The 25840-nt window shown below is 37.1% G+C and carries 26 protein-coding genes and 2 pseudogenes; 24 read left to right on the top strand and 4 right to left on the bottom strand.

The window, feature by feature from the left end; genetic code table 11:
- Positions 1-36: 36 nt before the first annotated feature.
- The 14 genes and pseudogenes from DN410_RS13735 to DN410_RS13670 all read left to right on the top strand — a co-directional run.
- Positions 37-165 (top strand): annotated as a pseudogene (locus tag DN410_RS13735) (helicase); the annotation flags it as partial.
- Between the two features lie 401 nt (positions 166-566).
- Entirely contained in the window at positions 567-1109 is a 543-nt protein-coding gene (locus tag DN410_RS13730; protein ID WP_179958613.1) for an acyltransferase, read from the top strand.
- A 575-nt stretch (positions 1110-1684) separates the two neighbouring features.
- A pseudogene (locus DN410_RS13725) lies at positions 1685-1948 on the top strand (ComF family protein); the annotation flags it as partial.
- A gap of 126 nt (positions 1949-2074) precedes the next feature.
- A complete protein-coding gene (gene cspC, locus DN410_RS13720; protein WP_001162040.1) occupies positions 2075-2272 on the top strand; it encodes a cold shock protein CspC in 198 nt (65 codons plus the stop codon).
- Between the two features lie 318 nt (positions 2273-2590).
- Entirely contained in the window at positions 2591-3133 is a 543-nt protein-coding gene (gene hpf, locus DN410_RS13715; protein ID WP_149176909.1) for a ribosome hibernation-promoting factor, HPF/YfiA family, read from the top strand.
- Between the two features lie 275 nt (positions 3134-3408).
- Entirely contained in the window at positions 3409-5916 is a 2508-nt protein-coding gene (secA, locus tag DN410_RS13710; RefSeq protein ID WP_149176908.1) for a preprotein translocase subunit SecA, read from the top strand.
- A gap of 144 nt (positions 5917-6060) precedes the next feature.
- Positions 6061-7159 (top strand): peptide chain release factor 2 gene (gene prfB / locus DN410_RS13705; protein WP_149176907.1). Its coding sequence is split into 2 segments (ribosomal slippage): positions 6061-6132 and positions 6134-7159, totalling 1098 coding nucleotides; the frame shifts between segments, so codons are not numbered across the junction.
- A 437-nt stretch (positions 7160-7596) separates the two neighbouring features.
- Positions 7597-7920: a cytochrome c551 gene (gene cccB / locus DN410_RS13700; RefSeq protein ID WP_000727964.1), complete on the top strand. Its 324-nt coding sequence runs from the start codon at positions 7597-7599 to the stop codon at positions 7918-7920.
- Between the two features lie 315 nt (positions 7921-8235).
- Positions 8236-8922, top strand: coding sequence for a cell division ATP-binding protein FtsE (ftsE, locus tag DN410_RS13695; protein ID WP_000594333.1), 687 nt, complete (start codon positions 8236-8238; stop codon positions 8920-8922).
- On the top strand, positions 8912-9805 hold the full coding sequence (gene ftsX / locus DN410_RS13690) for a permease-like cell division protein FtsX (protein WP_149176906.1): 894 nt from the start codon (positions 8912-8914) through the stop codon (positions 9803-9805). The genes ftsE and ftsX overlap by 11 nt, the downstream gene beginning before the upstream one ends.
- A gap of 118 nt (positions 9806-9923) precedes the next feature.
- On the top strand, positions 9924-11360 hold the full coding sequence (locus tag DN410_RS13685; protein WP_446661164.1) for a S41 family peptidase: 1437 nt from the start codon (positions 9924-9926) through the stop codon (positions 11358-11360).
- A gap of 91 nt (positions 11361-11451) precedes the next feature.
- Positions 11452-12654 carry a PDZ domain-containing protein gene (locus tag DN410_RS13680; RefSeq protein ID WP_149176905.1) on the top strand — a complete coding sequence of 401 codons (1203 nt, stop codon included), beginning with the start codon at positions 11452-11454 and terminating at the stop codon, positions 12652-12654.
- A gap of 245 nt (positions 12655-12899) precedes the next feature.
- A complete protein-coding gene (locus tag DN410_RS13675; protein WP_149176904.1) occupies positions 12900-14615 on the top strand; it encodes an ABC transporter ATP-binding protein in 1716 nt (571 codons plus the stop codon).
- A 65-nt stretch (positions 14616-14680) separates the two neighbouring features.
- Positions 14681-14992, top strand: coding sequence for a YbjQ family protein (locus DN410_RS13670; RefSeq protein ID WP_000587632.1), 312 nt, complete (start codon positions 14681-14683; stop codon positions 14990-14992).
- A 101-nt stretch (positions 14993-15093) separates the two neighbouring features.
- On the opposite strand, the gene abc-f is transcribed toward DN410_RS13670, so the two are convergent.
- From abc-f to DN410_RS13650, 4 genes are all read right to left on the bottom strand, one after another.
- Positions 15094-16728 carry a ribosomal protection-like ABC-F family protein gene (gene abc-f / locus DN410_RS13665; RefSeq protein WP_149176903.1) on the bottom strand — a complete coding sequence of 545 codons (1635 nt, stop codon included), beginning with the start codon at positions 16726-16728 and terminating at the stop codon, positions 15094-15096.
- A gap of 267 nt (positions 16729-16995) precedes the next feature.
- Complete coding sequence (locus DN410_RS13660; protein ID WP_149176902.1) at positions 16996-17538, bottom strand: flavodoxin family protein; 543 nt, start codon at positions 17536-17538, stop codon at positions 16996-16998.
- 4 nt (positions 17539-17542) lie between these two features.
- Positions 17543-17911 carry a MerR family transcriptional regulator gene (locus DN410_RS13655; RefSeq protein ID WP_149176901.1) on the bottom strand — a complete coding sequence of 123 codons (369 nt, stop codon included), beginning with the start codon at positions 17909-17911 and terminating at the stop codon, positions 17543-17545.
- A gap of 51 nt (positions 17912-17962) precedes the next feature.
- Positions 17963-18856, bottom strand: coding sequence for a LysR family transcriptional regulator (locus tag DN410_RS13650; RefSeq protein WP_001100009.1), 894 nt, complete (start codon positions 18854-18856; stop codon positions 17963-17965).
- 152 nt (positions 18857-19008) lie between these two features.
- On the opposite strand from DN410_RS13650, the gene DN410_RS13645 reads away from it, so the two are divergent.
- The 10 genes from DN410_RS13645 to uvrB all read left to right on the top strand — a co-directional run bounded on the left by DN410_RS13645 (position 19009) and on the right by uvrB (position 25836).
- Positions 19009-20031, top strand: coding sequence for a YeiH family protein (locus tag DN410_RS13645; RefSeq protein ID WP_149176900.1), 1023 nt, complete (start codon positions 19009-19011; stop codon positions 20029-20031).
- Between the two features lie 250 nt (positions 20032-20281).
- Complete coding sequence (locus tag DN410_RS13640; protein WP_000538359.1) at positions 20282-20479, top strand: helix-turn-helix transcriptional regulator; 198 nt, start codon at positions 20282-20284, stop codon at positions 20477-20479.
- An 11-nt stretch (positions 20480-20490) separates the two neighbouring features.
- The gene (locus DN410_RS13635) at positions 20491-20880 is read left to right on the top strand and encodes a hypothetical protein (RefSeq protein WP_149176899.1); all 390 of its coding nucleotides are present in this window, start codon (positions 20491-20493) and stop codon (positions 20878-20880) included.
- 18 nt (positions 20881-20898) lie between these two features.
- Positions 20899-21120, top strand: coding sequence for a hypothetical protein (locus DN410_RS13630; protein ID WP_001150201.1), 222 nt, complete (start codon positions 20899-20901; stop codon positions 21118-21120).
- Positions 21117-21509 carry an ATPase gene (locus DN410_RS13625; protein ID WP_149176898.1) on the top strand — a complete coding sequence of 131 codons (393 nt, stop codon included), beginning with the start codon at positions 21117-21119 and terminating at the stop codon, positions 21507-21509. The genes DN410_RS13630 and DN410_RS13625 overlap by 4 nt, the downstream gene beginning before the upstream one ends.
- 16 nt (positions 21510-21525) lie before the next feature.
- Complete coding sequence (locus DN410_RS13620; protein ID WP_063221789.1) at positions 21526-21753, top strand: hypothetical protein; 228 nt, start codon at positions 21526-21528, stop codon at positions 21751-21753.
- Positions 21754-21853: 100 nt separating this feature from the next.
- The gene (locus DN410_RS13615; protein ID WP_149176897.1) at positions 21854-22615 is read left to right on the top strand and encodes a MerR family transcriptional regulator; all 762 of its coding nucleotides are present in this window, start codon (positions 21854-21856) and stop codon (positions 22613-22615) included.
- Positions 22612-23232, top strand: coding sequence for a hypothetical protein (locus DN410_RS13610; RefSeq protein WP_149176896.1), 621 nt, complete (start codon positions 22612-22614; stop codon positions 23230-23232). The genes DN410_RS13615 and DN410_RS13610 overlap by 4 nt, the downstream gene beginning before the upstream one ends.
- A gap of 44 nt (positions 23233-23276) precedes the next feature.
- Positions 23277-23708 carry a DUF4362 domain-containing protein gene (locus tag DN410_RS13605; protein ID WP_149176895.1) on the top strand — a complete coding sequence of 144 codons (432 nt, stop codon included), beginning with the start codon at positions 23277-23279 and terminating at the stop codon, positions 23706-23708.
- 151 nt (positions 23709-23859) lie between these two features.
- On the top strand, positions 23860-25836 hold the full coding sequence (gene uvrB / locus DN410_RS13600; RefSeq protein ID WP_149176894.1) for an excinuclease ABC subunit B: 1977 nt from the start codon (positions 23860-23862) through the stop codon (positions 25834-25836).
- Positions 25837-25840: the final 4 nt, after the last annotated feature.

Raw genomic sequence — 25840 nt, 5'->3', positions numbered from 1 at the left:
GAGGAAGGTTTATAGTAGAGCTGGAGGTGGTTGCTGATGCAAGCTGGGAAACAGTTATTACTAGAGGAACTTTCTTCAGGTGTGCGGGATAATTTGGATGGTTTGAAAAAGAAGAGGGAGGTTACATGTGTACAAGGTATAAAAAAGGGAGCTTCTAAATATGTGTGGTGTTTGGAGCATATTTCTCCTTAAGCCTGAAAGGAAGAACACAATTTTATTCCAAAATCGTATTATCCAAAGAGTGAACGTCTTTTTAAGTCATCATATCCTGGTCTAGGGTATTATAATACAACAATGGGGGAAAGAAGTTTTTAGAAACGGAGATACTGCAGGGATGGATGCAATAGAGAATGTAGTTTGATAGAGAAGTTTTACAAGTATACACTTGAATGTACGTATAAGGAATTTATCTCAAGGTGACAATTAATAAAGTAATTATTTATATGGCCAATTAATGGAAGGATTCAATAAGTACTATAGTATAAATTTCACTATTAAATATATCGTTTTTTTGAGGGGGATATTATACTATATGTATATATATTACGTCTTGAATGGAGAGAAAAATGAAGAAGAAATTAAAATATTTGATTAGGTATGTTTTATATAAGCGTATCCTTAAGAGAGATTTAATGGAATTGAAGGTGCAATATTATAGAGATATGGGAGTTAAAATCGGAAGTAATATGAGAACCTTCTCGCCATTAACTTCGGCTGAACCCTATCTACTAGAATTTAAAGATGAGATTACTATAAGTTCTGATGTTAAATTTATTACACATGATAACGCGACAGGAAAGGCTATCCCTGAAGCTACAGACTCTTTTGGGAAAATTACAATCGGTAATAATTGTTTTATTGGCTTAAATAGTATTATCTTACCTGGTGTAGAACTTGCTGACGACATTATTGTGGGTGCAGGAAGTGTAGTAACCAAAAGTTTTTTACAAGAGGGAGTTGTAATTGCAGGTAACCCCGCTCGTATTGTGACCACAGTTGAAAAATATCGAGATAAATACAAAAAATATGCAATGAACCGGATAGGATTAAGTGCAGAAGAGAAAAAGCAAATGATTTTAAATAACCCAGATAAGTGGATTGAAAAATAAAGATTTTCAAATGAATATGGCTTATATAAAAAAGAGAGGCAAGTGTCGTCTCTCTTTTGGCTTTGAGAAAAAGTGGTTATTCAAGAGAAAGTTGTTGGAAAATAAAAATATATAAATGTGACAATTGGTGGAACTTTAGAAACTGCATTAAATACTTATTAAAAAGAAGGTGAATAATGCTCTCTTTTAATAGTATTTATAGGGGATATTGTTCGATATTATAGCCAGTTCTCATTAAACAAAGAAAGGCCGCCTTTTAATTGAGGCGGCTAAAATTATGGATAATGAAGTAGAACGCATATTGATCATAACAGTATGTATCATGAATCGCTAATTTCTACTTTTTAAATTTATCGTTGGGAAATTAAATAAAGTAGAATAAATAATTACAAATTGGATACCTTTCTAACTTGTTTTCCTTCTTTTTGGATTATTTAAAGTCGTGTTTATCAGCTCTAAATTTTTCATCAGTATTCATGTTCTTGACTAGGTATGTTTTTCACGAAAATTGTAATTTGACGATAATTAAGGCTCTCCCCAAGTTGCTGCATATTTGTCTTGAAATTAATCGTTTCCTGGTTGCAGCTTGTTTACCTATTAGCGTTTCTAATGCATCGTTAGGCAGAAGGGAAACAGAAAAGCAAAGTAAAAAGACGCGTAAAGAAAGGTTGTCGGGAAGTAATCCTTTTTATTTTCAAGGAGAAGAGATGTTTCATGGGCAACATATTTTACTCGTTGATGATGTATATACGACAGGAATTACAGTTAGGCAAATTGGAAGTCTTTTATACGATAGAGGAGCGAGAGAAGTTTCTAGTTTGACGCTTTGCAGAAGTTAATCGGTAACTGTCGAAAGGTATAATAAAAAGACGATAAGTCTTCTTTGACTTCATATGTTGTCATTCGTTATAGTCAAAATATGGGGTAAATGCCCTGATTTTTAGAGTGAAGGGAATGGAATGAACATGCAAGGAAGAGTGAAATGGTTCAATGCAGAAAAGGGATTTGGGTTTATTGAGCGTGAAGATGGTGACGATGTGTTTGTTCATTTTTCTGCTATTCAACAAGATGGGTATAAGTCGTTAGAAGAAGGGCAAAAAGTAGAGTTTGACATTGTTGATGGAGCGCGCGGACCACAAGCAGCTAATGTTGTAAAACTGTAGGGATATTGTTTTTGGGGAGAGAAAGCTGCGTTTGTGGCAACGTTATATATAGTAGAACCTCTTGTTTTTTACAAGGGGTTTTTGTTATGAACAGAGTTGTCAAAAAGTTGTTTCTTTTCTGTAACGAATTGTCCACAGTTATATTCGTTATTCATGATGTTAATAGGATAAAATAAAGATAGAAACGATGCATCTTTTCATTTCAACAAAAAACGATAAAAAAATCGCAATTCCACTAATTTTTTTAAAAAAGTTAGAAGGAGTTTTTAAGCCGGTGTCGAAATTATAGTACATAGGCTTGAAAGGAGGAATTCATCTATGAAATTCAACATTCGTGGTGAAAATATTGAAGTAACTCCAGCATTAAAGGAATATGTAGAGAAAAAACTAAGTAAGTTAGAGCGTTATTTTGATACATTCCCAGAGATTAAAGTTAATTTAAAAGTATACTCTGACAAGCAACGTGTCGAGGTAACAATTCCGTTTACTGATTTATTACTTCGTGCAGAAGAAACTAATAGCGATATGTACGCTGCTATCGATTTAGTAGTTGATAAAATTGAGCGACAAATTCGTAAACATAAAACAAAAGTAAATCGTAAATTACGTGAGAAAGGTTCTGTGAAAACGAACTTTATCCTTCCAGAAGCAGTAGCTGTTCTGGATGAGGTAGAAGAGGATGAATTAGAACTTGTGCGTACAAAACGATTCGATTTAAAACCGATGGACGTTGAAGAAGCGATCCTACAAATGGATATGCTAGGACATAATTTCTTCGTCTTCACAAATGCTGATACAAATGAAACAAATGTTGTATATGGCCGTAAAGATGGGAAATATGGTTTAATCGAAACAAGATAATGATTCGAAAGCGCAGCCGAAAGAGGCTGCGCTTTTTTTGCTGCAAATAGATTTTCAAAAAACTTTTCCTAATTTAGAACTCGAGATTCTGCCGATTGTTGTCATAGTTATAAGACAAGTGTTACAATTATCATTAGGTATATACATTTTAGTTTTTTTAATTAGGAGAAAAAATTGGCATAACATACATTTGATTTTTATAACGACTGATTGTAATAGAGAAAAAGAAAAACAATCGGAAGTTTTATTTTAATAAAAAGAGGAGCGTATTTCCTATGATCGGTATTTTAAAAAAGGTATTTGATGTAAATCAACGCCAAATTAAACGTATGCAGAAGACAGTTGAGCAAATTGATGCATTAGAATCATCTATTAAGCCTTTAACTGATGAGCAATTAAAAGGAAAGACGCTTGAATTTAAAGAACGTCTAACAAAAGGTGAGACAGTAGATGATCTACTTCCTGAAGCTTTTGCAGTTGTTCGCGAAGCAGCGACTCGTGTTCTTGGAATGCGTCCGTATGGCGTGCAGTTAATGGGTGGTATTGCCTTACATGAAGGGAATATCTCTGAGATGAAAACGGGTGAAGGTAAAACGTTAACATCGACATTACCTGTATATTTAAATGCTTTAACAGGAAAAGGGGTTCACGTTGTTACAGTCAATGAGTACTTAGCACAACGTGATGCGAGCGAAATGGGACAACTTCATGAGTTCCTAGGCTTAACAGTAGGAATTAACTTAAATAGTATGTCACGTGAAGAGAAACAAGAAGCTTATGCTGCTGATATTACGTACAGCACAAATAATGAACTTGGATTCGATTACTTACGTGACAACATGGTTTTATATAAAGAGCAGTGTGTGCAACGTCCACTTCATTTTGCTATTATCGATGAAGTCGATTCTATTTTAGTCGATGAAGCACGTACGCCACTTATTATTTCTGGACAAGCTCAAAAATCAGCAGAGCTATACATGTTTGCAAATGCATTCGTACGTACGTTAGAAAATGAAAAAGATTATTCATTTGATGTGAAAACAAAAAATGTAATGTTAACAGAAGATGGTATTACGAAAGCAGAGAAAGCTTTCCATATTGAAAACTTATTCGATTTAAAACATGTAGCACTTCTTCACCATATTAATCAGGCACTTCGTGCGCACGTTGTTATGCACCGTGATACAGATTACGTTGTACAAGAAGGCGAAATCGTAATTGTAGACCAATTTACAGGTCGTCTTATGAAAGGTCGTCGTTATAGCGAAGGATTACACCAAGCTATCGAGGCAAAAGAAGGCGTAGAGATTCAAAATGAAAGTATGACGCTTGCGACAATTACATTCCAGAACTACTTCCGTATGTATGAAAAGTTATCTGGTATGACTGGTACAGCGAAAACGGAAGAAGAAGAATTCCGTAACATTTACAATATGAATGTTATCGTGATTCCAACGAACAAAGATATTATTCGTGATGACCGTGCTGATTTAATCTTCAAATCAATGGAAGGTAAATTCAATGCAGTTGTTGAGGATATTGTAAACCGTCATAAACAAGGGCAACCTGTTCTTGTAGGTACAGTTGCAATTGAAACGTCAGAGCTTATTTCAAAAATGTTAACTCGTAAAGGTGTACGCCACAACATTTTAAATGCGAAAAACCATGCGCGTGAAGCAGATATTATTGCTGAAGCTGGTATTAAAGGTGCCGTAACGATTGCGACGAACATGGCTGGTCGTGGTACAGATATTAAGCTTGGGGACGATATTAAAAACGTTGGTCTAGCAGTTATCGGTACAGAACGTCACGAAAGTCGTCGTATTGATAATCAGTTACGTGGTCGTGCTGGTCGTCAAGGAGACCCTGGTGTTACGCAGTTCTACTTATCAATGGAAGATGAATTAATGCGCCGATTTGGTTCGGATAATATGAAATCAATGATGGATCGTCTTGGTATGGATGATTCACAGCCGATTGAAAGTAAAATGGTTTCTCGTGCGGTAGAGTCTGCGCAAAAACGAGTAGAAGGAAATAACTATGATGCACGTAAGCAGTTACTACAATACGATGATGTACTTCGTCAGCAACGTGAAGTTATTTACAAACAGCGCCAAGAAGTAATGGAGTCTGAAAACTTACGTGACATTATTGAAGGTATGATGAAATCTACAGTAGAACGTGCTGTTGCGCTTCATACACAAGAGGAAATTGAAGAAGATTGGAACATTAAAGGTCTTGTTGACTACTTAAATACAACCCTTCTGCAAGAAGGAGATATAAAAGAAGAAGAATTACGTCGCCTTGCTCCAGAAGAAATGAGCGAGCCAATTATCGCGAAATTAATAGAGCGTTACAATGAAAAAGAAAAGCTTATGCCAGAAGAGCAAATGCGTGAGTTCGAAAAAGTTGTTGTATTCCGTGTTGTAGATACGAAATGGACAGAGCATATTGATGCGATGGATCACCTTCGTGAAGGTATTCATTTACGTGCTTACGGTCAAATCGATCCACTTCGTGAGTATCAAATGGAAGGGTTCGCAATGTTCGAGTCAATGATTGCTTCTATTGAAGAGGAAATCGCTCGTTACATTATGAAGGCTGAGATTGAACAAAACTTAGAGCGTCAAGAAGTTGCTCAAGGTGAAGCTATTCATCCATCTAGCGATGGCGAAGAAGCGAAGAAAAAGCCGGTTGTAAAAGGTGACCAAGTGGGCCGCAACGATTTATGTAAGTGTGGTAGTGGTAAAAAGTATAAAAACTGTTGTGGTATTGGGAAGTAATACAGGTCGGTAGCCCAGACTGTTTTGCAAACTTTTACATCAAAAATGTATAATTAAGAAGGTTTGAACTCTCTCCGTAATAAGTGGAGAGAGTTTCCCTTGTTTTCATACGAAAGTAACAGCAATTACATAGAGGTGAAGGAAATGGAATTAGTAGAAATTAGACAGGAATTAGAGAAAATGGCTAAGCGATTAGCGGCTTTTAGGGGGTCTCTTTGACCTCCCTACTAAGGAAAAACAAATTGCAGAATTAGAAGAAAAAATGATGGGCGCAGGATTTTGGGATGACCAACAAGGCGCACAAGTTGTAATTAACGAAGCAAATGCGTTAAAAGAAATGGTTGGAAAGTTCCGTAAGTTAGATGAGACATTCGAAAATTTAGAAATAACGCATGAGCTTTTAAAAGAAGAGTACGATGAAGATTTACATGAGGAGTTAGAATCAGAAGTAAAAGGCTTAATTCAAGAAATGAATGAGTATGAGCTTCAGTTACTATTAAGTGATCCTTATGATAAAAATAATGCGATTTTAGAATTACATCCAGGTGCAGGTGGAACAGAGTCACAAGACTGGGGTTCTATGCTATTACGTATGTATACACGTTGGGCTGAGAAACGTGGATTTAAAGTAGAAACGGTTGACTACTTACCAGGTGACGAAGCTGGTATTAAGAGTGTTACTTTATTAATTAAAGGTCATAACGCTTACGGTTACTTAAAAGCAGAGAAAGGTGTACATCGTCTAGTACGTATTTCACCATTCGATTCTTCAGGCCGTCGTCATACATCGTTCGTATCTTGTGAAGTTGTTCCTGAGTTCAATGATGAAGTTGAAATTGAAATACGTTCAGAAGACTTAAAAATTGATACGTACCGTGCAAGTGGTGCAGGTGGACAGCATATTAATACGACAGATTCAGCAGTTCGTATTACACATACACCAACTAACACAGTTGTAACATGTCAGTCAGAGCGTTCTCAAATTAAAAACCGTGAACATGCGATGAAAATGTTAAAAGCGAAATTATATCAAAAGAAATTAGAAGAGCAACAAGCTGAGTTAGATGAGATTCGCGGTGAACAAAAAGAAATCGGATGGGGTAGCCAAATTCGTTCTTATGTATTCCACCCGTATTCTCTTGTAAAAGACCACCGTACAAATACAGAGGTTGGTAACGTGCAAGCTGTTATGGATGGAGAAATTGATCCATTTATTGATGCATATTTACGTTCTCGTATTTAATGCGAAAAAAAGCCAACGAAATTGTTGGCTCATGCTGAGGGAATAGAGGATATACAGCGTTTTGTTTTATTTATATGAATGAAGTATAGAGGAAGAGAAGTTGGAAACGACAACTTCTCTTTTTAATGGGAGTATATGTAGAATACAATGCTGTATATTGTTTTGTAAAAAGTAGAGAATAGTAAAACAGAGCAGTAATAGAGTAGGACTTTATACGGAGTTTTTCTAGTTTGATTTTTGGAAAAAGATACTTTGTTGAAGTTTCTACGATGTTCACATAATTGAAACAACTTAGGAAAGCTTTGGTCTATCAGGGTTCTCACTACATTTTTGAAGAATATGAAATATACCTTAGTTTTTCTATATAAAGATAATGCTTATAATGAAAATGAGTGTGTTAGAAATGAAAAGAATATCAACAATGGGGAGCGATAGAAGTGAAAAAGAAATTGTTGGCTATTGCGTTAGGGACATCAGTTGTTTTTGCTTTAGGGGCATGCGGAAATAAAGAAGAGAGTAAACCTTCGAAACAATCTGCAAGCACAGATAGCGCAGAGCAAATTTATCAAAAAAGTTGTATCGGTTGTCATGCTAAAGATTTATCAGGAGCAACTGGACCGGATTTACGAAAAGTAGGACAGAAATATGACGCAGCAGATATTGAAAAAATCATTGAAAAAGGTCGCGGTTCAATGTCACCAGGAATTATTCAAGGTGAAGATGCGAAAAAAGTAGCTGAGTGGTTAGCTGAACATAAATAAAAAGGGTAAACTGGACGAGTTGATTATATAATCTTATCTAAAAATGATTTTGGATAAGAACTATAACAACTCGTTTCCTTATTTTAGGATGTAACATAACTGTAACAAAAATGTATCCGAATTGGAAACCGTTTGATGTTACAATGGGGTTTGTAGAATTTTGCTGAAATATATTACATAGAGTAGTTTATGCAAAGAGTGTAAGTAAACTACCTTCAACAAGAATGGTCAAGCGGGAATAAGAGGCTAACTTTTATTTTCAAATGGACAGAAAAGTATTTCGAAAAAAAATCATTAAGTATTGGGTGATAAATAATGATAAAGATGACGAATGTTTATAAGGAGTACCCGAATGGTATGAAAGCCATTTCTGGTCTTACAGTTAACATTAAACAAGGTGAATTCGTATATGTAGTTGGACCGAGTGGAGCCGGAAAATCTACATTTATTAAAATGATGTATCGTGAAGAGAAACCATCTACAGGATCTATTAACGTAAATGGACTTGTAATTGAAACATTGGCAGAAAGAGATGTTCCGTATTTCCGCCGTCAATTAGGCGTAATTTTCCAAGATTTTAAATTGCTACCTAAATTAACGGTATATGAGAATGTTGCGTTTGCTTTAGAAGTAATTGAAGAAGAGCCAGAAGCAATTCGTGAGCGTGTAACAGAAGTATTAGGACTAGTAGGTCTAGAAGATCGTGCAGATGCACTTCCAAGCGAACTTTCAGGTGGAGAGCAGCAACGTGTTGCAATTGCAAGAGCAATTGTTAATAGACCAAAGGTTGTAATTGCCGATGAGCCAACAGGTAACTTAGACATTGAAACAGCTCTTGATATTATGAAGATTTTCACACGTATTAATGAGCGTGGTACAACGATTGTTATGGCAACGCATAACGCAGATATCGTAAATACAATTCGTCATCGCGTAATTGCGATTGAAGATGGAAAAATTGCTCGAGACGAGATTGAGGGAGGATACGGATATGAAGGCTAAGACCCTTAGTCGACATTTGCGAGAAGGTGTAAAAAATCTATCACGTAACGGATGGATGACGTTTGCTTCTGTTAGTGCAGTAACAGTTACATTATTACTTGTAGGTGTCTTTTTAACAGCGATTATGAATATGAACCATTTTGCGACGAAAGTAGAGCAAGATGTAGAGATTCGTGTACACATTGATCCAGCAGCAAAAGAAGCTGATCAAAAGAAATTAGAAGAAGATATGAGTAAGATCTCGAAAGTAGATTCTATTAAATATTCTTCTAAAGAAGAAGAGTTAAAACGTTTAATTAAGAGTTTAGGCGATAGTGGAAAAACGTTCGAGTTATTTGAGCAAGATAATCCACTGAAAAACGTATTTGTTGTAAAGGCGAAAGAGCCAACAGATACAGCAACTATTGCGAAAAAGATTGAAAAAATGCAATTTGTAAGTAATGTTCAATATGGTAAAGGCCAAGTTGAAAAATTATTTGATACTGTAAAAACAGGACGTAATATCGGGATTGCGTTAATTGCAGGTCTTTTATTCACAGCGATGTTCTTAATCTCTAATACAATTAAAATTACAATTTATGCTCGTAGTACTGAGATTGAAATTATGAAACTTGTAGGTGCAACAAACTGGTTTATTCGTTGGCCGTTCTTGCTAGAGGGATTATTCCTAGGAGTATTAGGATCAATTATTCCAATTGGTCTAATTTTAGTGACGTATAATTCGTTGCAAGGTGTGTTTAATGAAAAACTTGGCGGAACAATTTTCGAGCTTCTACCATACAGCCCATTCGTATTCCAATTAGCTGGTTTATTAGTGTTAATCGGTGCATTAATCGGTATGTGGGGAAGTGTAATGTCAATTCGTCGCTTCTTAAAAGTATAAAAAGTTGCAAACATAATTCGTACAAGCTTATCATATAGTAGAAATAGGTAAAGGCATCACACACTGTGTGATGCCTTTTGCTACACCACCTGTGTGTTTTGGAAAGGGGAATTCCGCATTGAAACGTAGAGTTGCGATTATTGGAATGGTTGTTGCATTTTTAATTGGTGCTGGCGGAATGTTTGCAGGAATGTCTGTATTTGGGGTTAGCCCAGCAGAAGTAACGCAAACAATTTCGAATGGAAACGCTAGCACAACGCAAGGGAATTTGGCAAAAATTAATGAGGCGTATGCACTAATTGATTCACGTTATGTGGAAGACGTGAAAGATGACAAGTTAGTCGAAGGTGCAATACAAGGTATGTTGTCTACGCTGAAGGACCCTTATTCCACGTATATGGATAAAGAAACAGCCAAACAGTTTAGTGAATCGCTTGATCCAGAGTTAGAGGGGATTGGGGCTGAGGTGAACAAGACGGACGGTAAGCTTATTATCGTATCTCCAATTAAAGGTTCACCAGCAGAAAAGATAGGAATTAAACCGAATGACCAAATTCTATCTGTAGATGGAAACAGTGTGAAAGACTTATCACGTGAAGAAGCAGTACTAAAAATTCGTGGTAAAAAAGGAACGACTGTCGCGATTGAAATTAAACGTGCAGGAGTAGCTGATCCGATTGTATTTAAAATTAAGCGTGAAAAAATTCCAATCTTCACGGTGTTTAGTTCTGTGAAACAAGAGAGCGGAAAAGATATCGGCTATATGCAAATTACTTCGTTTGCTGAAAATACAGCGAAAGAATTTAAGGATCAGTTAAAAGAGTTAGAGAAGAAAAACATACAAGGTTTAGTTATTGACGTGCGTGGTAATCCTGGTGGCTATTTGAATAGTGTAGAAGATATACTAGGAGAAATTATGACGAATAAAAAGCCAATGCTCCAAGTAGAGCAGCGAAATGGAGAGAAAAAGAAATTCTCCACAGAACTGAAAGAGAGAAAACCATATCCAATTTCAGTGTTAATAGATAAAGGAAGTGCCTCTGCTTCAGAAATTTTAGCTGGTGCGCTGAAAGAAGGAGAAGGTTACGATTTAATTGGTGAAACAACATTTGGTAAAGGGACTGTTCAGCAAGCTGTTCCATTTAAAGATGGTAGCAATATTAAATTAACGATGTTTAAATGGTTAACTCCAGATGGAAATTGGATTCATAAAAAAGGAATCAAGCCAACTGTAGAAGTGAAACAACCAGATTACTACCATGCGACGCCAATTCAAATTGAAAAGACACTTTCATACAACTCAAATGATGTCCAAGTAAAGCATGCACAAGAAATGCTAAAAAGCTTAGGATATGTACCAGGTCGTGAAGATGGATACTTTAGTAAAGAGACAGAATCAGCGCTGAAAGCATTCCAAAATGCAAATGAGATGGAAGCAACAGGACAGCTTGATAAAAAGACAGCTGAAGCAATCCAAACGAAAATCATTGAAAAAATCCGTTCTGGAGAAAATGATTTGCAATTACAATCCGCATTAAAATTAATGGCAAAATAAGAAGAAATACAGGCATTTTATTGCCTGTATTTTTTTGTGTTAAACACACGTTTCTCCAGTTATGATAAGATAAAAAGAAAGAATGATATAAATGGTGGTGAGTGAGTTCGTGGAAGCATGGATTTTTGAAATAATGCGGGCAGTTGGACGTTTTTTCTTACACCCTGCTGTCTATGTATTTTTAATAAGTAGTATCTTCGTTGGATACTTACGTATATTACGAGAGAGAAAAGATTTTTCTTTTAAAGTTTATGATATTTGGTTTGAATTGCGAACATCTTTATTTGCAGGGATTGGATACGGATTAATCGTATCTATTATTACGGTTGGGCTTGGACTTGTTGTTTCTAAAGCGAGTTTATGGGTAATCTTACTTTGGACGTTGCTATTTGGATTAACTGCTATGTATCGATATTTATCGGCGGCTTATACGTTTAGTATTGCGATTGTATGTGTTTTACTATCTTCTAAGCTACCAGTTTCCTTCTTACAGCTTAGAGAAGGAGAAGAGGGTACGATTGTATCTCTTGCTATTTTACTAGGCGTCATGCTTCTTGTAGAAGGCTTATTGATTTCTAAAAATGCGGTGGGATATTCTACACCAAACATTAGGAAGGGGAAGCGTGGGCTTAAGATCGGTTTACACGAATCGAAGCGTTTATGGATTATTCCTATTTTTATTCTTGTACCGGGTGATGCGGTAACGCAGTTCATTTCATGGTGGCCGGTCGTTTCGATAGGTTCAAATACATATTCTTTATTCCTCGTTCCGTTTTTAATTGGATTTATGAGAAAGATTAGAAGTTATGAGCCGACAGAAGCTTTATTATTTACAGGAAGACGTGTTTATGGATTAGCAGGGCTTGTGCTTGTTCTAGGAGTTGCAAGTTACTGGTGGCACGTACTTGCAATTATCGCGATGGGAGTCGCAATGCTTGGACGTTTCACAATCTCGATGCAAGAAAAAATTGTGGATGAGACAAGACCAGCCTATTTCGCTGCACGTAATGACGGACTTGTTGTGTTAGATACAATTCCAAATACAATTGGAGCGGAGCTGAATTTACTACCTGGAGAAATTATTACGAAAGTAAATGGAGTCGTTCCAAGAAGTGCCGAGGAATTTTATGATGCACTTCAAACGAAGACGACAGGAGCTTTTTGTAAATTAGAAGTATTAGATACAAATGGTGAGCTTCGTCTTGCTCAAACTGCATTATATGCTGGAGGACATCACGAATTAGGTGTTGTATTTGTTCAGCAGGATCATGAGTGGGATTCGGAAGCGATGTAATAGAAGTGAGGGTGTCACCAATAGGTGACTCCTTTTTTTTGTTTGGCGGGGGCAGTAGTAAATGAAATTTATATCGGCGATTATCGGAATATATCAGCGATTATTCGAATATATCGACTTTCCGGCAAAAAACGACAACTATCGCAAACCTTATTTTCTGTTTCATAGACGGATAACTTGAATAATTATTTGATAATGGTTATCATTTAGGGAGTCTTTTTAATTTTGGAAAATGGAGGGAAGATATGCTACGTAAATTTTTTTCTTACTATAAACCGTATAAAGGTTTATTTATACTCGACTTTTCTTGTGCAGTTATCGCAGGATTACTGGAACTTGGCTTCCCACTTATCGTAAACCAATTTATTGATAAGTTATTGCCAGGGCAAAACTGGACGCTTATTTTATGGGCGTGTTTCGGTTTATTTGCAGTTTATATGTTAAATGCAGGCTTACAATATGTCGTTACATATTGGGGACATATGCTTGGGGTTAACATTGAAACAGATATGAGGCAGAAATTATTTGATCACATTCAAAAGCTATCATTCAGATTTTTTGACAATAATAAAACAGGTCATTTAATTTCACGTCTTACAAACGATTTAATGGAAATTGGGGAAATCGCTCACCATGGGCCAGAAGATTTATTTATCGCTGTTATGACTTTAGTTGGGGCGTTCTCATTCATGATGATGATCAACTGGAAGTTAGCGCTATTAACGTTCTTCGTCATTCCATTCCTACTATGGTTGGCACTTTACTTCAACAAAAAAATGACAGGTACGTTTAGACGTTTATTCTCAGATGTTGCTGATTTCAATGCATGTATTGAGAACAACGTTGGTGGTATTCGCGTTGTACAAGCATTCGGAAATGAAAAGTTTGAGAAAGAGCAATTTGCTGTGAACAACGCTCGTTTCCGTACAACGAAATTAATGGCTTATAAAATTATGGCGTTAAATTCGTCAATTAGTTATATGCTCATGCGTCTCGTAACGCTCTTCGTCTTAATATGCGGTACATGGTTTGTTCTGCAAGGTGAATTAACGTACGGTGGATTTATCGGATTCGTTCTATTAACGAATATTTTCTTCCGCCCAATTGAAAAAATTAATGCGGTAATCGAAAGCTATCCGAAAGGGATTGCTGGTTTTAAGAGATATGTAGAGCTTCTTGAAACAGAGCCAGATATTGTAGATTCTAAAGATGCGATGGAAGTGAAGCATGTACATGGCGATATTCAATATAACAACATTACGTTCGGATATGAAAATAAAGAACCGATTTTAAATGATATTAGTTTGAAAATCCATGCAGGTGAAACAGTTGCGTTCGTTGGACCATCTGGGGCGGGGAAAACAACGTTATGTAGCCTATTACCACGTTTTTATGAGCAATCATCTGGTTCAATTCAAATTGATGGCATTGATACGAAAGAGATGACATTATCGTCACTTCGTAAGCAAATCGGAATTGTGCAACAAGATGTGTTCTTATTCTCGGGAACGATTCGTGAAAATATTGCTTACGGAAATTTAAAAGCGTCAGAGGCTGACATTTGGCAGGCAGTAAAGAGAGCGCAGTTAGAGGATTTAATTTACTCGCAGCCAGAAGGTTTAGATACAGTTATCGGTGAGCGCGGCGTGAAACTTTCTGGTGGACAGAAGCAACGTCTAGCGATTGCCCGTATGTTCTTGAAAAACCCGCCAATTTTAATTTTAGATGAAGCGACTTCTGCACTAGATACAGAGACGGAACTAGCAATTCAAAAATCGCTTGCAGAATTAGCAGTTGGCCGTACAACATTAGTGATTGCGCATAGACTTGCAACAATTAAAAATGCAGATCGTATCGTCGTTGTAAATAAAGACGGTATTGCAGAGCAAGGTTCACATGATGAATTAATTGAGCGTGGCGGAGGATATAGTAGGTTATACGAAGCGCAGTTTAGTTCGTAAATATAATTTCTGCTGAATTAGTGCACCATAAGTAGGTGAAAATCTCATATGGGAGGCTATAAAGTATGATTATAACAACAACATCTACAATTCAAGGAAAAGAAATTATTGAGTATGTCGATATCGTCAATGGAGAAGCAATTATGGGTGCGAATATCGTTCGTGACCTTTTCGCTTCTGTCCGTGACGTTGTGGGCGGTCGTTCGGGCGCTTACGAAAGTAAATTAAAAGAAGCGCGCGATATCGCGATGGAAGAGATGAAGACTCTCGCAAGACAAAAAAATGCGAACGCAATTGTTGGTATCGACGTGGACTATGAAGTCGTTCGCGAAGGGATGCTAATGGTTGCGGTGAGCGGGACTGCCGTCCGTATATAAAAGTGAAAAGCCGTGCTGATGCACGGCCTTTTATATTCTATGTCGAAGTTCCAATATTTCTTGGGAAATGCGGAAGGCCCTGTCGATATATAGGGAAGACATTAGAGTGCTTCTTTACATTTCCGGATTTCAACTAATAATGTTTCGTATTCTTGTTCGAGAGATTTGATGTCATCGTGATGATTTGGTATGGAAATTCGACCGATGATTTCTGTTAATTTTGTTTGTAATCGTAATAATTTTTGTTCAGTAACGTTTACAGAATCCCCGGTTGTTCTTTTTGTGTATTGCTCGTAATTACCGTGGAATACTCTTGGCTCGCTCTCATCTACTTGTAGAATATGGTCTGCAACAGAACGAATGAAGGCACGGTCATGACTAATGAAAAGTATAGTGCCAGGATATTCTTGTAACATGCTTTCTAATTCTTCTTGCGTCGCTAAGTCTAAATAGTTTGTCGGTTCATCGAGCAGAATCATATTATAGTTTCCTAAAAATACTTTTGCGAGTGCAACCTTCATTCGCTCACCCCCGCTTAGAACGTGCACAGGTTTATGAACATCTTCACGGCGGAATAAAAGCCTTGCAAGTATTGTGCGAACGAACGACTCTGTATAGTTTGTTTCTTCTAGAACATTTTCTAAAATGGTTTTATCTGTTTTTAAAATGGATAGTGTTTGTTCGAAGTATCCAATTTTACAACTCTTCGAGAGCTGAATGCCGCGCTCGTTTGCGAGAAGCATGTTGAACAAAGTTGTTTTGCCACTTCCGTTTGCCCCTAAAATAGCAAGCTTTGCACCAGGAGCAATAGTTCCATTCATATTTTTAAATAGTGTGCGGTCACCTATTTTCTTTGTTGCTTTATTGAACTGTACTGCCACTTTACTATGAATCGGTGTATGGTATTGCACGTCAAACTGAGCTTGAGAAAGATCCTTTGGCTTTTCCTTCTTTTCTAGTTTTTCGAGACGTGTTTCTAATGCTTTCGCTGCTTTACTAACTTGTTCTTGGCCATGAGCCCCACTTAATTTATAAAGTTTAGATTCAGATGAACTGAACCGTGTTGGGATTTTTGTCATGCGAGAAGCACGTTGCTTTTTTTGTAAAATGGACTGCTCTAAACGATTTTTTTCTTGTACATATTGCTCATATTCTGCTTGTTTTTGTATTCGCTTACGTTCTTTTTGCTTTCGATAGTTTGAATAATTACCTTTATACTCTTGAATAGTACCATCTTCGATTTCGATGATTTTTGTACATATCGCATCTAAAAAGTCACGATCATGTGATATTAAAACAAGTGCCCCTTTATAAGATAAAAGTACCTTTTCTAATTGCTCTGTACCGACCATATCTAAGTGGCTTGTTGGTTCATCAGCGAATAAAATGCCCGCATTCTGTTCAAGAGCGTGGGCAATCTTTAGACGCATTCGTTCACCGCCGCTCATTGAATCTGTAACGTTTGAAATACTCCATTTTCCTTTTGCGAGAGAAGAAGCGGTTTCTGGTAGTTCTTCGCTAAGCTGAGGAATGATGGAGATAGAACTATGATGAGTTACTGTACCTTCGTCAGCTTCTATTTCTTTACTTAATATTTGTAGTAACGTAGATTTTCCAGCTCCGTTGACTCCGACAATTCCTATACGATCCTGCGCTTGAATTTCCAGTGATGGTACCGTAAATAGGGTACGATCACCAAAGCTCTTTTCAATATTACGTGCGAATAAAATAGTCATAAAAAAACCTCCCTAGTTTCACTAGAGAGGATAAATGTCGCCCTTGCATGTAAAAATCGTACATAAATAAACGATTTTTCACATGATCGCTTCGAAAGAAAGTATCGACAAATGGACAGACTAATCCTCTGCTAGTTTTCATCATTTTTGTTCACTATTTGTGATGGATGAAATAAATAAGAGAATTAGAACTTCATTGGTCAAAGTACCTTCCTTTCATAATATTACTTTTATTGTATGCGCATACAAATGAGTTTGTCAAACTTATTACAGCTTGTGATTTTTGAATTCGTTATTATAAATTTGTGCCTTTGCTAGTGCCTCAGCATCATTTTGGATTTCATCTAGTCCATTCGCATCTCCAACAATATACCCTTCAAATGATGAACCAACAAAATCAAAGATGTATTGGAACTGAGAAATAAGCGGTAATGCTTTCAGTTTCGGATTATCTCCACCAACGATGACAACGTACATTTTTTTGCCTTTCATTTTTTCTTTGAAATGAAGGGATGTATCGCGCAAGCTTTGTGACCAGCGATCGACGAAGTTTTTCATATGACCGCTCATTCCATACCAGTATAGCGGTGTAGCGAAGATAATCGTGTCGTGATCTAACATGCGTTTCGTTAACTGCTCGTAGTCATCGTTTACAGGTTGAAATCCTTCTGCATCATGACGTTGATCTGTAATTGGATGAACTGTATGGTCACGCAAGTAAATTTGTTCTGTTTCAATTCCATCAATCATTATATGTGTTAGAGCTTCCGTATTCCCGTTTCGTCTTGAACTGCCATGTATAACAAACATGTAATCATCCCTTTTCTTTTGCTTGTTTTAGGAGTGAAACGTGTTTTTGCAAATTCGTTTGAATGCTAGAAAGTAATGAGATTTGCTTTGTTACTTCATTGAGTTTATCTTCGTAAAGCGTAAGGATACTGCTACATGGGTTTTCATATAGATGCGGCTCGATTTCGAGGCAACGCAGCATCCTTGCTGTCTCGTCTAAATTTAGGCCGAGCTGTAAGTACATTTGAATAAGATCTACTTTTTCAACGGCACTTTCGTCGAAATCACGATAGCCATTTGCGAGGCGCTTCGAAGGAAGTAATCCCTTTTCTTCGTAATGTCTTAGTGATCTTTCGCTAACGCCAGTTTCTTTTGATAACTCCCCGATTCGCAATGCGTTTCACTCCTTTTACATGTATTGTAAACCTTCACACTAATGTGAGGGTCAACTCTGTTTTTTCGCAAAAGAATCTACATGATTTAAAAACACTTGAATAGCTTTAGACGGAATAAAATATTTGCCGCGCACGATGGAGAATGGACGGATGAGTTGTTCATTTGGAACTTCGACGTGAAATAGCTCTTTTGCCAGTAGCTCTTTCCGTACAGTCCAATCAGAAAGTATAGCGATGCCAAGCCCGGCACTAACTGCTTCCTTCACACTTTGAATGCTGCTAAATGTAAAGAAGCGCTTCATTTTTAAATGGTGTTGATGAATAAAGCGGTCACTATAAGCACGTGTACCAGAACCACTTTCTCTTAATACCCATACTTGGTCTTGGAGTGTGCTTTCATTTATTTCCTTTGTGCGGAGCAGTGGATGATTTGGCGGAACGACGAGCTTCATTTCATCTTGCATAAATGTTTCAACGTTAACATCAGCGTATACGACTTGCCCTTCCACTAAGCCGATATCAATTTGATTAGAGCGAAGACTTTGCAAAACTTCTTCTGTATTTGAGATAAAGGTATGAACTTCGACGCGTGGATTTTCATTGGCATAATTAGCGAGTATTTTTGGAAGTAAGTATTCGCCAATTGTAAAACTAGCACCGATGCGAAGTGTTCCTGTTACAACGTTATGTAGTTCGTTAATTTCTTGCTTAGCATCTTCATAAAGAGAGAGCATTTGCTTTGCATGTATGTATAGAATATTTCCAGCTTCCGTAACTTGGACATGTTTCGGGGATCGCTGAATGAGTGTAGTTCCAAATTCGTTTTCTAAGTTGCGAATGTGCATACTTACGCCAGGCTGTGAAAGATTTAATAATTCCGCTGCACGAGAGAAGTGTTTCTGTTCAACAACCGTAACAAAAATTTTTAAAATATCTACGTTCATGTTCTAGGCTCCTTTCGTTTTTCTTTCATCTTATCATAAGTATTTCTGATGATAGAGATTTGGTATTGGTATTAAACTTATTATAGAAACTCTCTTATAATGTAAGTAGAAAGAACATGCATGTTCCAATACGATTATTGGGGTGGTTCAAAGTGGAACAAACACTTGTTATACAAAAGAAGAAGGGCTTTGGATTTTCGCAAGGAATTGGGATTACGTTATTAATCGCCATTGTCGCGAAATATTTAGCAGAGCTTCCATTTTTAAATATTATGGGACAATTAGTAATTGCTATTCTAATTGGGATGGTTTGGCGAGCAGCTGTCGGAGTTCCGCAAGAAGCGATAGCTGGAACGAATTTCGCCAGTAAGAAGTTGCTTCGCTTTGGGATTATCTTACTTGGAATGCGATTAAATCTTGTTGATATTGCGAAGGCGGGTCCAAAAGTATTGGTCATCGCAGCAGTTGTTATCACATTTACTATTTTCGTTGTATACGGACTAACGAAAGTATTTAAAGTGGACAAGAAACTTGGGATTTTAACGGCGTGCGGGACAGCAATTTGTGGCGCGGCAGCGGTCGTGGCAATTGCACCGCAAGTGAAAGCGAAGGATGAGGAAACGGCAGTCGGGGCAGCGATTATTGCAATTTTAGGTACAATATTTACACTTATTTATACGCTACTATACCCAGTGCTTGGCTTTTCTCCGTACGGTTACGGCGTGTTTTCGGGTGCGACGCTGCACGAAATTGCTCATGTCATCGCAGCTGCAGCGCCAGGGGGCAGCACAGCTGTAGACATCGCAGTTATCGTGAAACTAACGCGCGTCGCAATGCTCGTGCCAGTAGCAATTTTAATCGGGTTATGGTTTGGCAAGAGCGAGGGAAGCAAAGAAAAAGGTACTTGGCGTGATATCCCAATTCCATGGTTTATATTCGGGTTTTTAGCAATGAGCGCGGTGCATTCGCTCGGCGTGATTCCAGAAGTTGTTGCGGGATACATTGTAGTCATCGCTTATATGCTAATCGCAATGGCGATGGCAGGACTTGGTTTAAATGTAGAGTTTAAAACGTTCCGTAAATTAGGAAGTAAAGCATTCATGGCAGGGCTGATTGGCTCGGTTTGTCTATCGGTTCTTGGGTATGTTCTCGTATGGGGATTAGGATTTATGTAGTAGGAAGAAGCTGTTCCAAAAGGTATTTTGGAACAGCTTTTTCTTATGCTTATCGTGCTAGGAATGTCGGTATTTGTCGGTAAGTCGATATATTTAAAAAATCGCTGATATAAATTGAATTACTCTTGTACTTTGTTAGAGTAGATGTTCAGTGAAACGTTTTTCTAAAATTTGTAAAGATATCTTTACTTGTAACTGGAAAATATTTATAATTCAAGTAAAGATATCTTTACTTTCGAAGGTGGAGCCTATGGGTGTAAAAAATAAAATTAAAGAATTAAGAAAGCAACATCATATAACACAAGTTGAAATGGCAAAGGCGATGCAGGTGACGCGGCAGACGATCGTGGCAATTGAAAACCATCATTACAACCCGAGTCTAGAGTTATCCCTAAAAATCGCCAAATATTTCGGAGTGAAGGTGGAAGAAATATTTACGCTAGAGTAAAGGGAGAGAAAATGGACAATGCTAGAAAGTTATATGTCGGTTTGTTTTTTGGATTGTTGTTGGGAGACGTTATAGTCCGTATTATGAATCCGGCTATACCAATTTTACCGCTCGTAGTTAGTAATATTTTAGCGATTGTATTTCTAGTGTTGTATACAAATTACAAAAATCGTAAGTACAAAAAAGAAGAACTTCCAGATATAGATGAGCGAGTAAATGAAAATATAAAAAAGTATGTAAACGTTTCATTTGTATTCGCATTTCTGTTGCTTATTGTTTATATTGTTGCGAGTAAAGCAATAGGCAGGGCTGTTATACCAGTGCAAGAGATATTTATGATATGTAGTTTCTTATTTGCAGGTAGTCTCGTCATAGGAGTTATGGTAGGAAAACGAGCATAGCGATAGGAGGAATGAAAAATGCAAGATGAGTTTGAGAGATTTCAGTCGGATAAAGCGTTTAAATATGTAGGGTTGTTTTTTACAATTAGTTTAGCAATATGGAGTTTATATAATTTAATCGTTTACGGAAATGCTGGTATGCCGTTTGTGTTATTTGTATTAGGGCAGTTTGTTTATTTCTTTGTGAACTATTGGCCGAAATGGAGATATAGAAATAGTAAAGAGGCTGATCATGTATGAGTAAGAGAGAGGTCATGAGATTCGTAGGGAGTTTGCTTTTAGCAGGGATTCTTCTAAATACGAGTTTAATGATTTTAAGTATTTCATGGGGAACGATCTTCATATCGAACGTAGCGCTAGTTATTTTATATGCAATTGCGGAATATAGAGAACAGAAGCGTTTGAAAGAAGAGGGAATACCGTTGATTGATGAGCGGGTTGTGAATAAGATGAAGTCGTATTTTACGATTTGTATGACGTGCTTCGTTCTTTTGTTCATTATGTATCTGTGTGTAAATAAGTATTTAGATAGGCAAGTAGTACATGTAAATGAGTTATTATATATCGTTATTTTTGGTTTGTTAATAAGTATGGCATCGACGAGTATTTTCGCAACAAGGAATAGATAGAAAAAGGGGAACTGGGATGGGATTACCGGTATTATGTGTTGCTACGGCTATTTTTGCTTTGTTTTGGGGAATGCAGAACTTCTCTCGTAATCCAGTGCCAAGTATTTGTATTATGATTGGTACTGTAGGTTTATCGTATTATTTATTACTATCGGCACATTATCATAAAACAGCAACGAGCGTTGTTGTAGGAGCACTTATTTTATTTTGTGGTCGTGCAGTACAAAAGGGGTTATTTCCGTAAAAGCTGTTTATACAAAGAGTATAAACAGCTTTTTGTATTTTTTTTACAAAAAGATTGAAAGTTACGTAACGTCATCTTTTATAATGAAGGGGAAGAGGTGATGGTAGTGATTTCAATACAACAATTGACGAGAGAAACAGGGGTTACGGTACGTACATTACGTTATTATGATCAAATAGATTTATTAAAGCCGAGTGGAAAAACAGAAGGTGGACATCGGTTATATAGTGAAGCTGACGTAATACGTCTGCAACAAATTTTGTTTTTAAAGGAAATGGGATTTTCGTTAAAAGAAACTGCGAATATGTTAGTAAGAGGTGAGCTGGATTTAAAGGATTCTCTTGAAAAACAACTTCGATTTGTACAGGAAGAACAAAAGAAATTTAATCGAATGGAGCGTGTTTTACAAGCGGTTGTTTATTCAGTAGATATAGAGGGAGAGCTCGATTGGAAAGTTATGTTTGAACTTATTCAGCTTTCGAAACAGTCTCCTCGTATACGTGAAATATTCCAAAATGAAGTGTTTTCAAAGGAAGAACAAAAATTGCTTCACAATTTGCCAAATATGAGTGAGGAAGATCCGAATGTGTTAGAGTTTGTAGATTTGTTAAAGCAATTACGTACTTTTATGAAAGAAGGTAAAGAAGCCGCTAGTGATGAGGTACAAGAGGCAATGAAGAAATTAATGCAGAAATGTTTAGAGATGGCTAATGGTGACGAAGCATTTTTGGATAAGTTATGGGAAGTTAGAAAGTCAAAAGAGGATTCACAAAGGATGAGTATGTATCCAATTGAAGAAGAACTTTTACTATATATGGACAAAGCTTTTCGTATTTATGATGAAAGGGAGAGGGATAAATGAGTATACTCGCAGAATATCGTTGGTATTTTTTAATTGGGGCAGAGATTATATTTTGGTTATCGGCTATCGGTTTCTTTTTACTCCGTTACGGATTTCGTTTGAAGAAGGCGAGTTTTATCATGGGGATTGTACTCCTCGTAAATGAAGTGTTTATTTTAACTTTAGGGGTAGTGGACTATTATCAAACAGGAAAGTTCTCTAACTTTCAAATTATTACTGTAATTATTTTATTGTACGCAGTCTTTTACGGGAAAAAGGATTTGAAGAAGTTTGATATATTTGTGCAAAAGCTAGTTGCGAAATGGCGGAATGAACCGGCGCCTATTATGGAAGAACAGGTAGAATTAACAGGTATGGCCTATGCGAAGCAGGAAGTGAAAAATTGGGTAGTACATCTTGTTTTATTCGTTGCTGTTCATCTATTCTTTTTCTTCGCGTACGGATTGATTCCATTTGAACAATGGGGCAATTGGTTAGAGTCAGGAATCGTTTTAAATAAAGCTGCAAGTCGCGTGAGCCAAGTGTGGGCGATTATATTTTTAGTTGATACGGCGATTTCGTTTTCATATGTGATTTTTCCGAAGAAGGAGAAAGGAAAAGAAAAGCTACTTTCATAGTTGAAAGTAGCTTTTGGGTATACAAATAATTCTTATAGGAGAGGATGGCAATAGGGAAAAGAAGTGGTTTTATATGTCTACTTCTCTGTAGTTTAGTGGCCTGCTCACAATCTAACGTTGCAATTGATAAGAAGAATGATGTCATTGTAAAGGGAGCAGGAATTTCCAATCTAGATAAATTTGAACAGTTCATTTTGAATGTTGAACAAGGGGAAGTGGATAAAATAAAAATTGTACATTACACACATGAAGGTGACCCGATTTTTCAAACGTTAGAGCATAGTGAGAAAGATATACTTTATGTGTTAGATAATAGGCAAGATCAATTTGCTGGTGACGATAAAGGGGTACATAAAGATAGTTGTAGAAGTATTGTTAAAGAGCAGCGTGAATCAGGAAACACTTATAGGCTAATAGATTGTACGAATGAAGCTGGGCGCAATGGGTATGAATTATTATATGTACCTAAAAAATAGAGTTAGTAGAGGAAGGAAGTGTTTACTCCTTCCTTTTTCTATGTATATATTGTCGAAAACTTTACCGAATATCTGTTCGTTTTTTTAGGTTTTTTATGGGCATTCGTGGTAAAATAATAATACAGATTTTTATGAGGAGGTCGGATTTTACTTGGAACATCAATTTGAAATTATATCAGCGTATTCCCCGCAAGGTGATCAGCCGGTAGCTATAGAGAAGCTTGTAGAGGGAATTAATAGTGGAAAGAAAAAGCAAGTGTTGCTTGGAGCGACAGGAACGGGTAAGACATTTACAATTTCAAATGTCATTAAAGAAGTGCAGAAGCCAACACTTGTGATGGCTCATAATAAAACGTTGGCAGGACAATTATATAGTGAGCTGAAAGATTTCTTTCCTAATAATGCAGTTGAATATTTTGTTAGTTATTACGATTATTATCAGCCAGAAGCGTATGTGCCGCAAACAGATACGTTTATTGAAAAAGACGCGCAGATTAATGATGAAATCGATAAATTGCGTCACTCAGCAACGTCTGCATTATTTGAACGGGAAGATGTAATTATCGTTGCGAGTGTTTCGTGTATATATGGTTTAGGTTCTCCTGAAGAGTACCGTGAGTTAGTTGTTTCACTTCGAGTTGGTATGGAAAAGGACCGCAATCAATTGCTTCGTGAACTTGTGGATGTGCAGTATGGACGTAATGATATTGATTTCAAGCGTGGTACATTCCGTGTGCGCGGAGATGTAGTTGAAATCTTCCCGGCATCACTTGATGAGCATTGTATCCGAATTGAATTTTTCGGTGATGAAATCGATCGTATTCGTGAAGTAAATGCATTAACAGGCGAAGTATTAGCAGAACGTGATCATGTAGCAATTTTCCCAGCATCTCACTTCGTTACACGTGAAGAAAAAATGAAGGTCGCTATTGAAAATATCGAAAAAGAATTAGAAGAGCGTTTAAAGGAATTAAATGATAATGGTAAGTTGTTAGAAGCACAGCGTATAGAGCAACGTACACGTTATGATTTAGAAATGATGCGCGAGATGGGTTTTTGTTCAGGGATTGAAAACTATTCCCGTCATTTAACACTTCGTCCAGCGGGTGCAACGCCGTATACGTTATTAGACTATTTCCCTGAAGATTTCCTAATTGTTATGGATGAGTCGCACGTATCAGTGCCGCAAGTAAGAGCGATGTATAACGGGGACCAAGCACGTAAACAAGTGCTTGTGGATCATGGATTCCGTCTGCCATCAGCTTTAGATAATAGACCGCTCACGTTTGATGAATTTGAAGAAAAAACGAATCAAGTTATTTACGTTTCGGCAACGCCAGGACCGTACGAGTTAGAGCAGTCGCCAGAAGTAATAGAACAAATTATTCGTCCGACAGGGCTTTTAGATCCACCGATTGATATACGACCAATTGAAGGGCAAATTGACGATTTATTAGGAGAGATTCAAGATCGTATTGCAAAGAATGAGCGTGTATTAATTACGACTTTAACGAAAAAAATGTCAGAGGATTTAACGGATTACTTAAAAGATGTAGGGATTAAAGTGAACTATCTTCACTCTGAAATTAAAACGTTAGAACGTATTGAAATTATTCGTGATCTTCGCCTTGGTAAATTTGATGTACTTGTCGGTATTAACTTATTACGAGAAGGATTAGATATTCCGGAAGTATCACTTGTAGCTATTTTAGATGCTGATAAGGAAGGGTTCTTACGTTCAGAACGTTCATTAATTCAAACAATCGGTCGTGCAGCGCGTAATGAAAACGGCCGCGTTATTATGTACGCAGATCGCATAACGAGATCGATGGGAATTGCGATTGAAGAAACGCAGCGTCGTCGTACTATACAAGAAGCTTACAATGAAGAGCATGGCATTACGCCGAAAACGATTCAAAAAGGTGTGCGTGATGTAATTCGTGCAACGACAGCTGCTGAAGAGCCGGAAACATATGAAGCAACGCCAGCTAAGAAGATGACGAAAAAAGAGCGTGAAAAGACAATTGCGAAGATGGAAGCAGAAATGAAAGAAGCAGCAAAAGCGTTAGACTTCGAGCGTGCAGCTGAATTAAGAGATTTACTATTAGAATTAAAAGCGGAAGGGTGAAAAG

The sequence above is a fragment of the Bacillus sp. SH5-2 genome, assembly GCF_008368905.1.
Classification (GTDB): Bacteria; Bacillota; Bacilli; order Bacillales; family Bacillaceae_G; genus Bacillus_A; species Bacillus_A luti.
The sequence above is the reverse complement of the archived record's forward strand: the minus strand, read 5'-3'. Positions and strand labels throughout refer to the sequence as shown.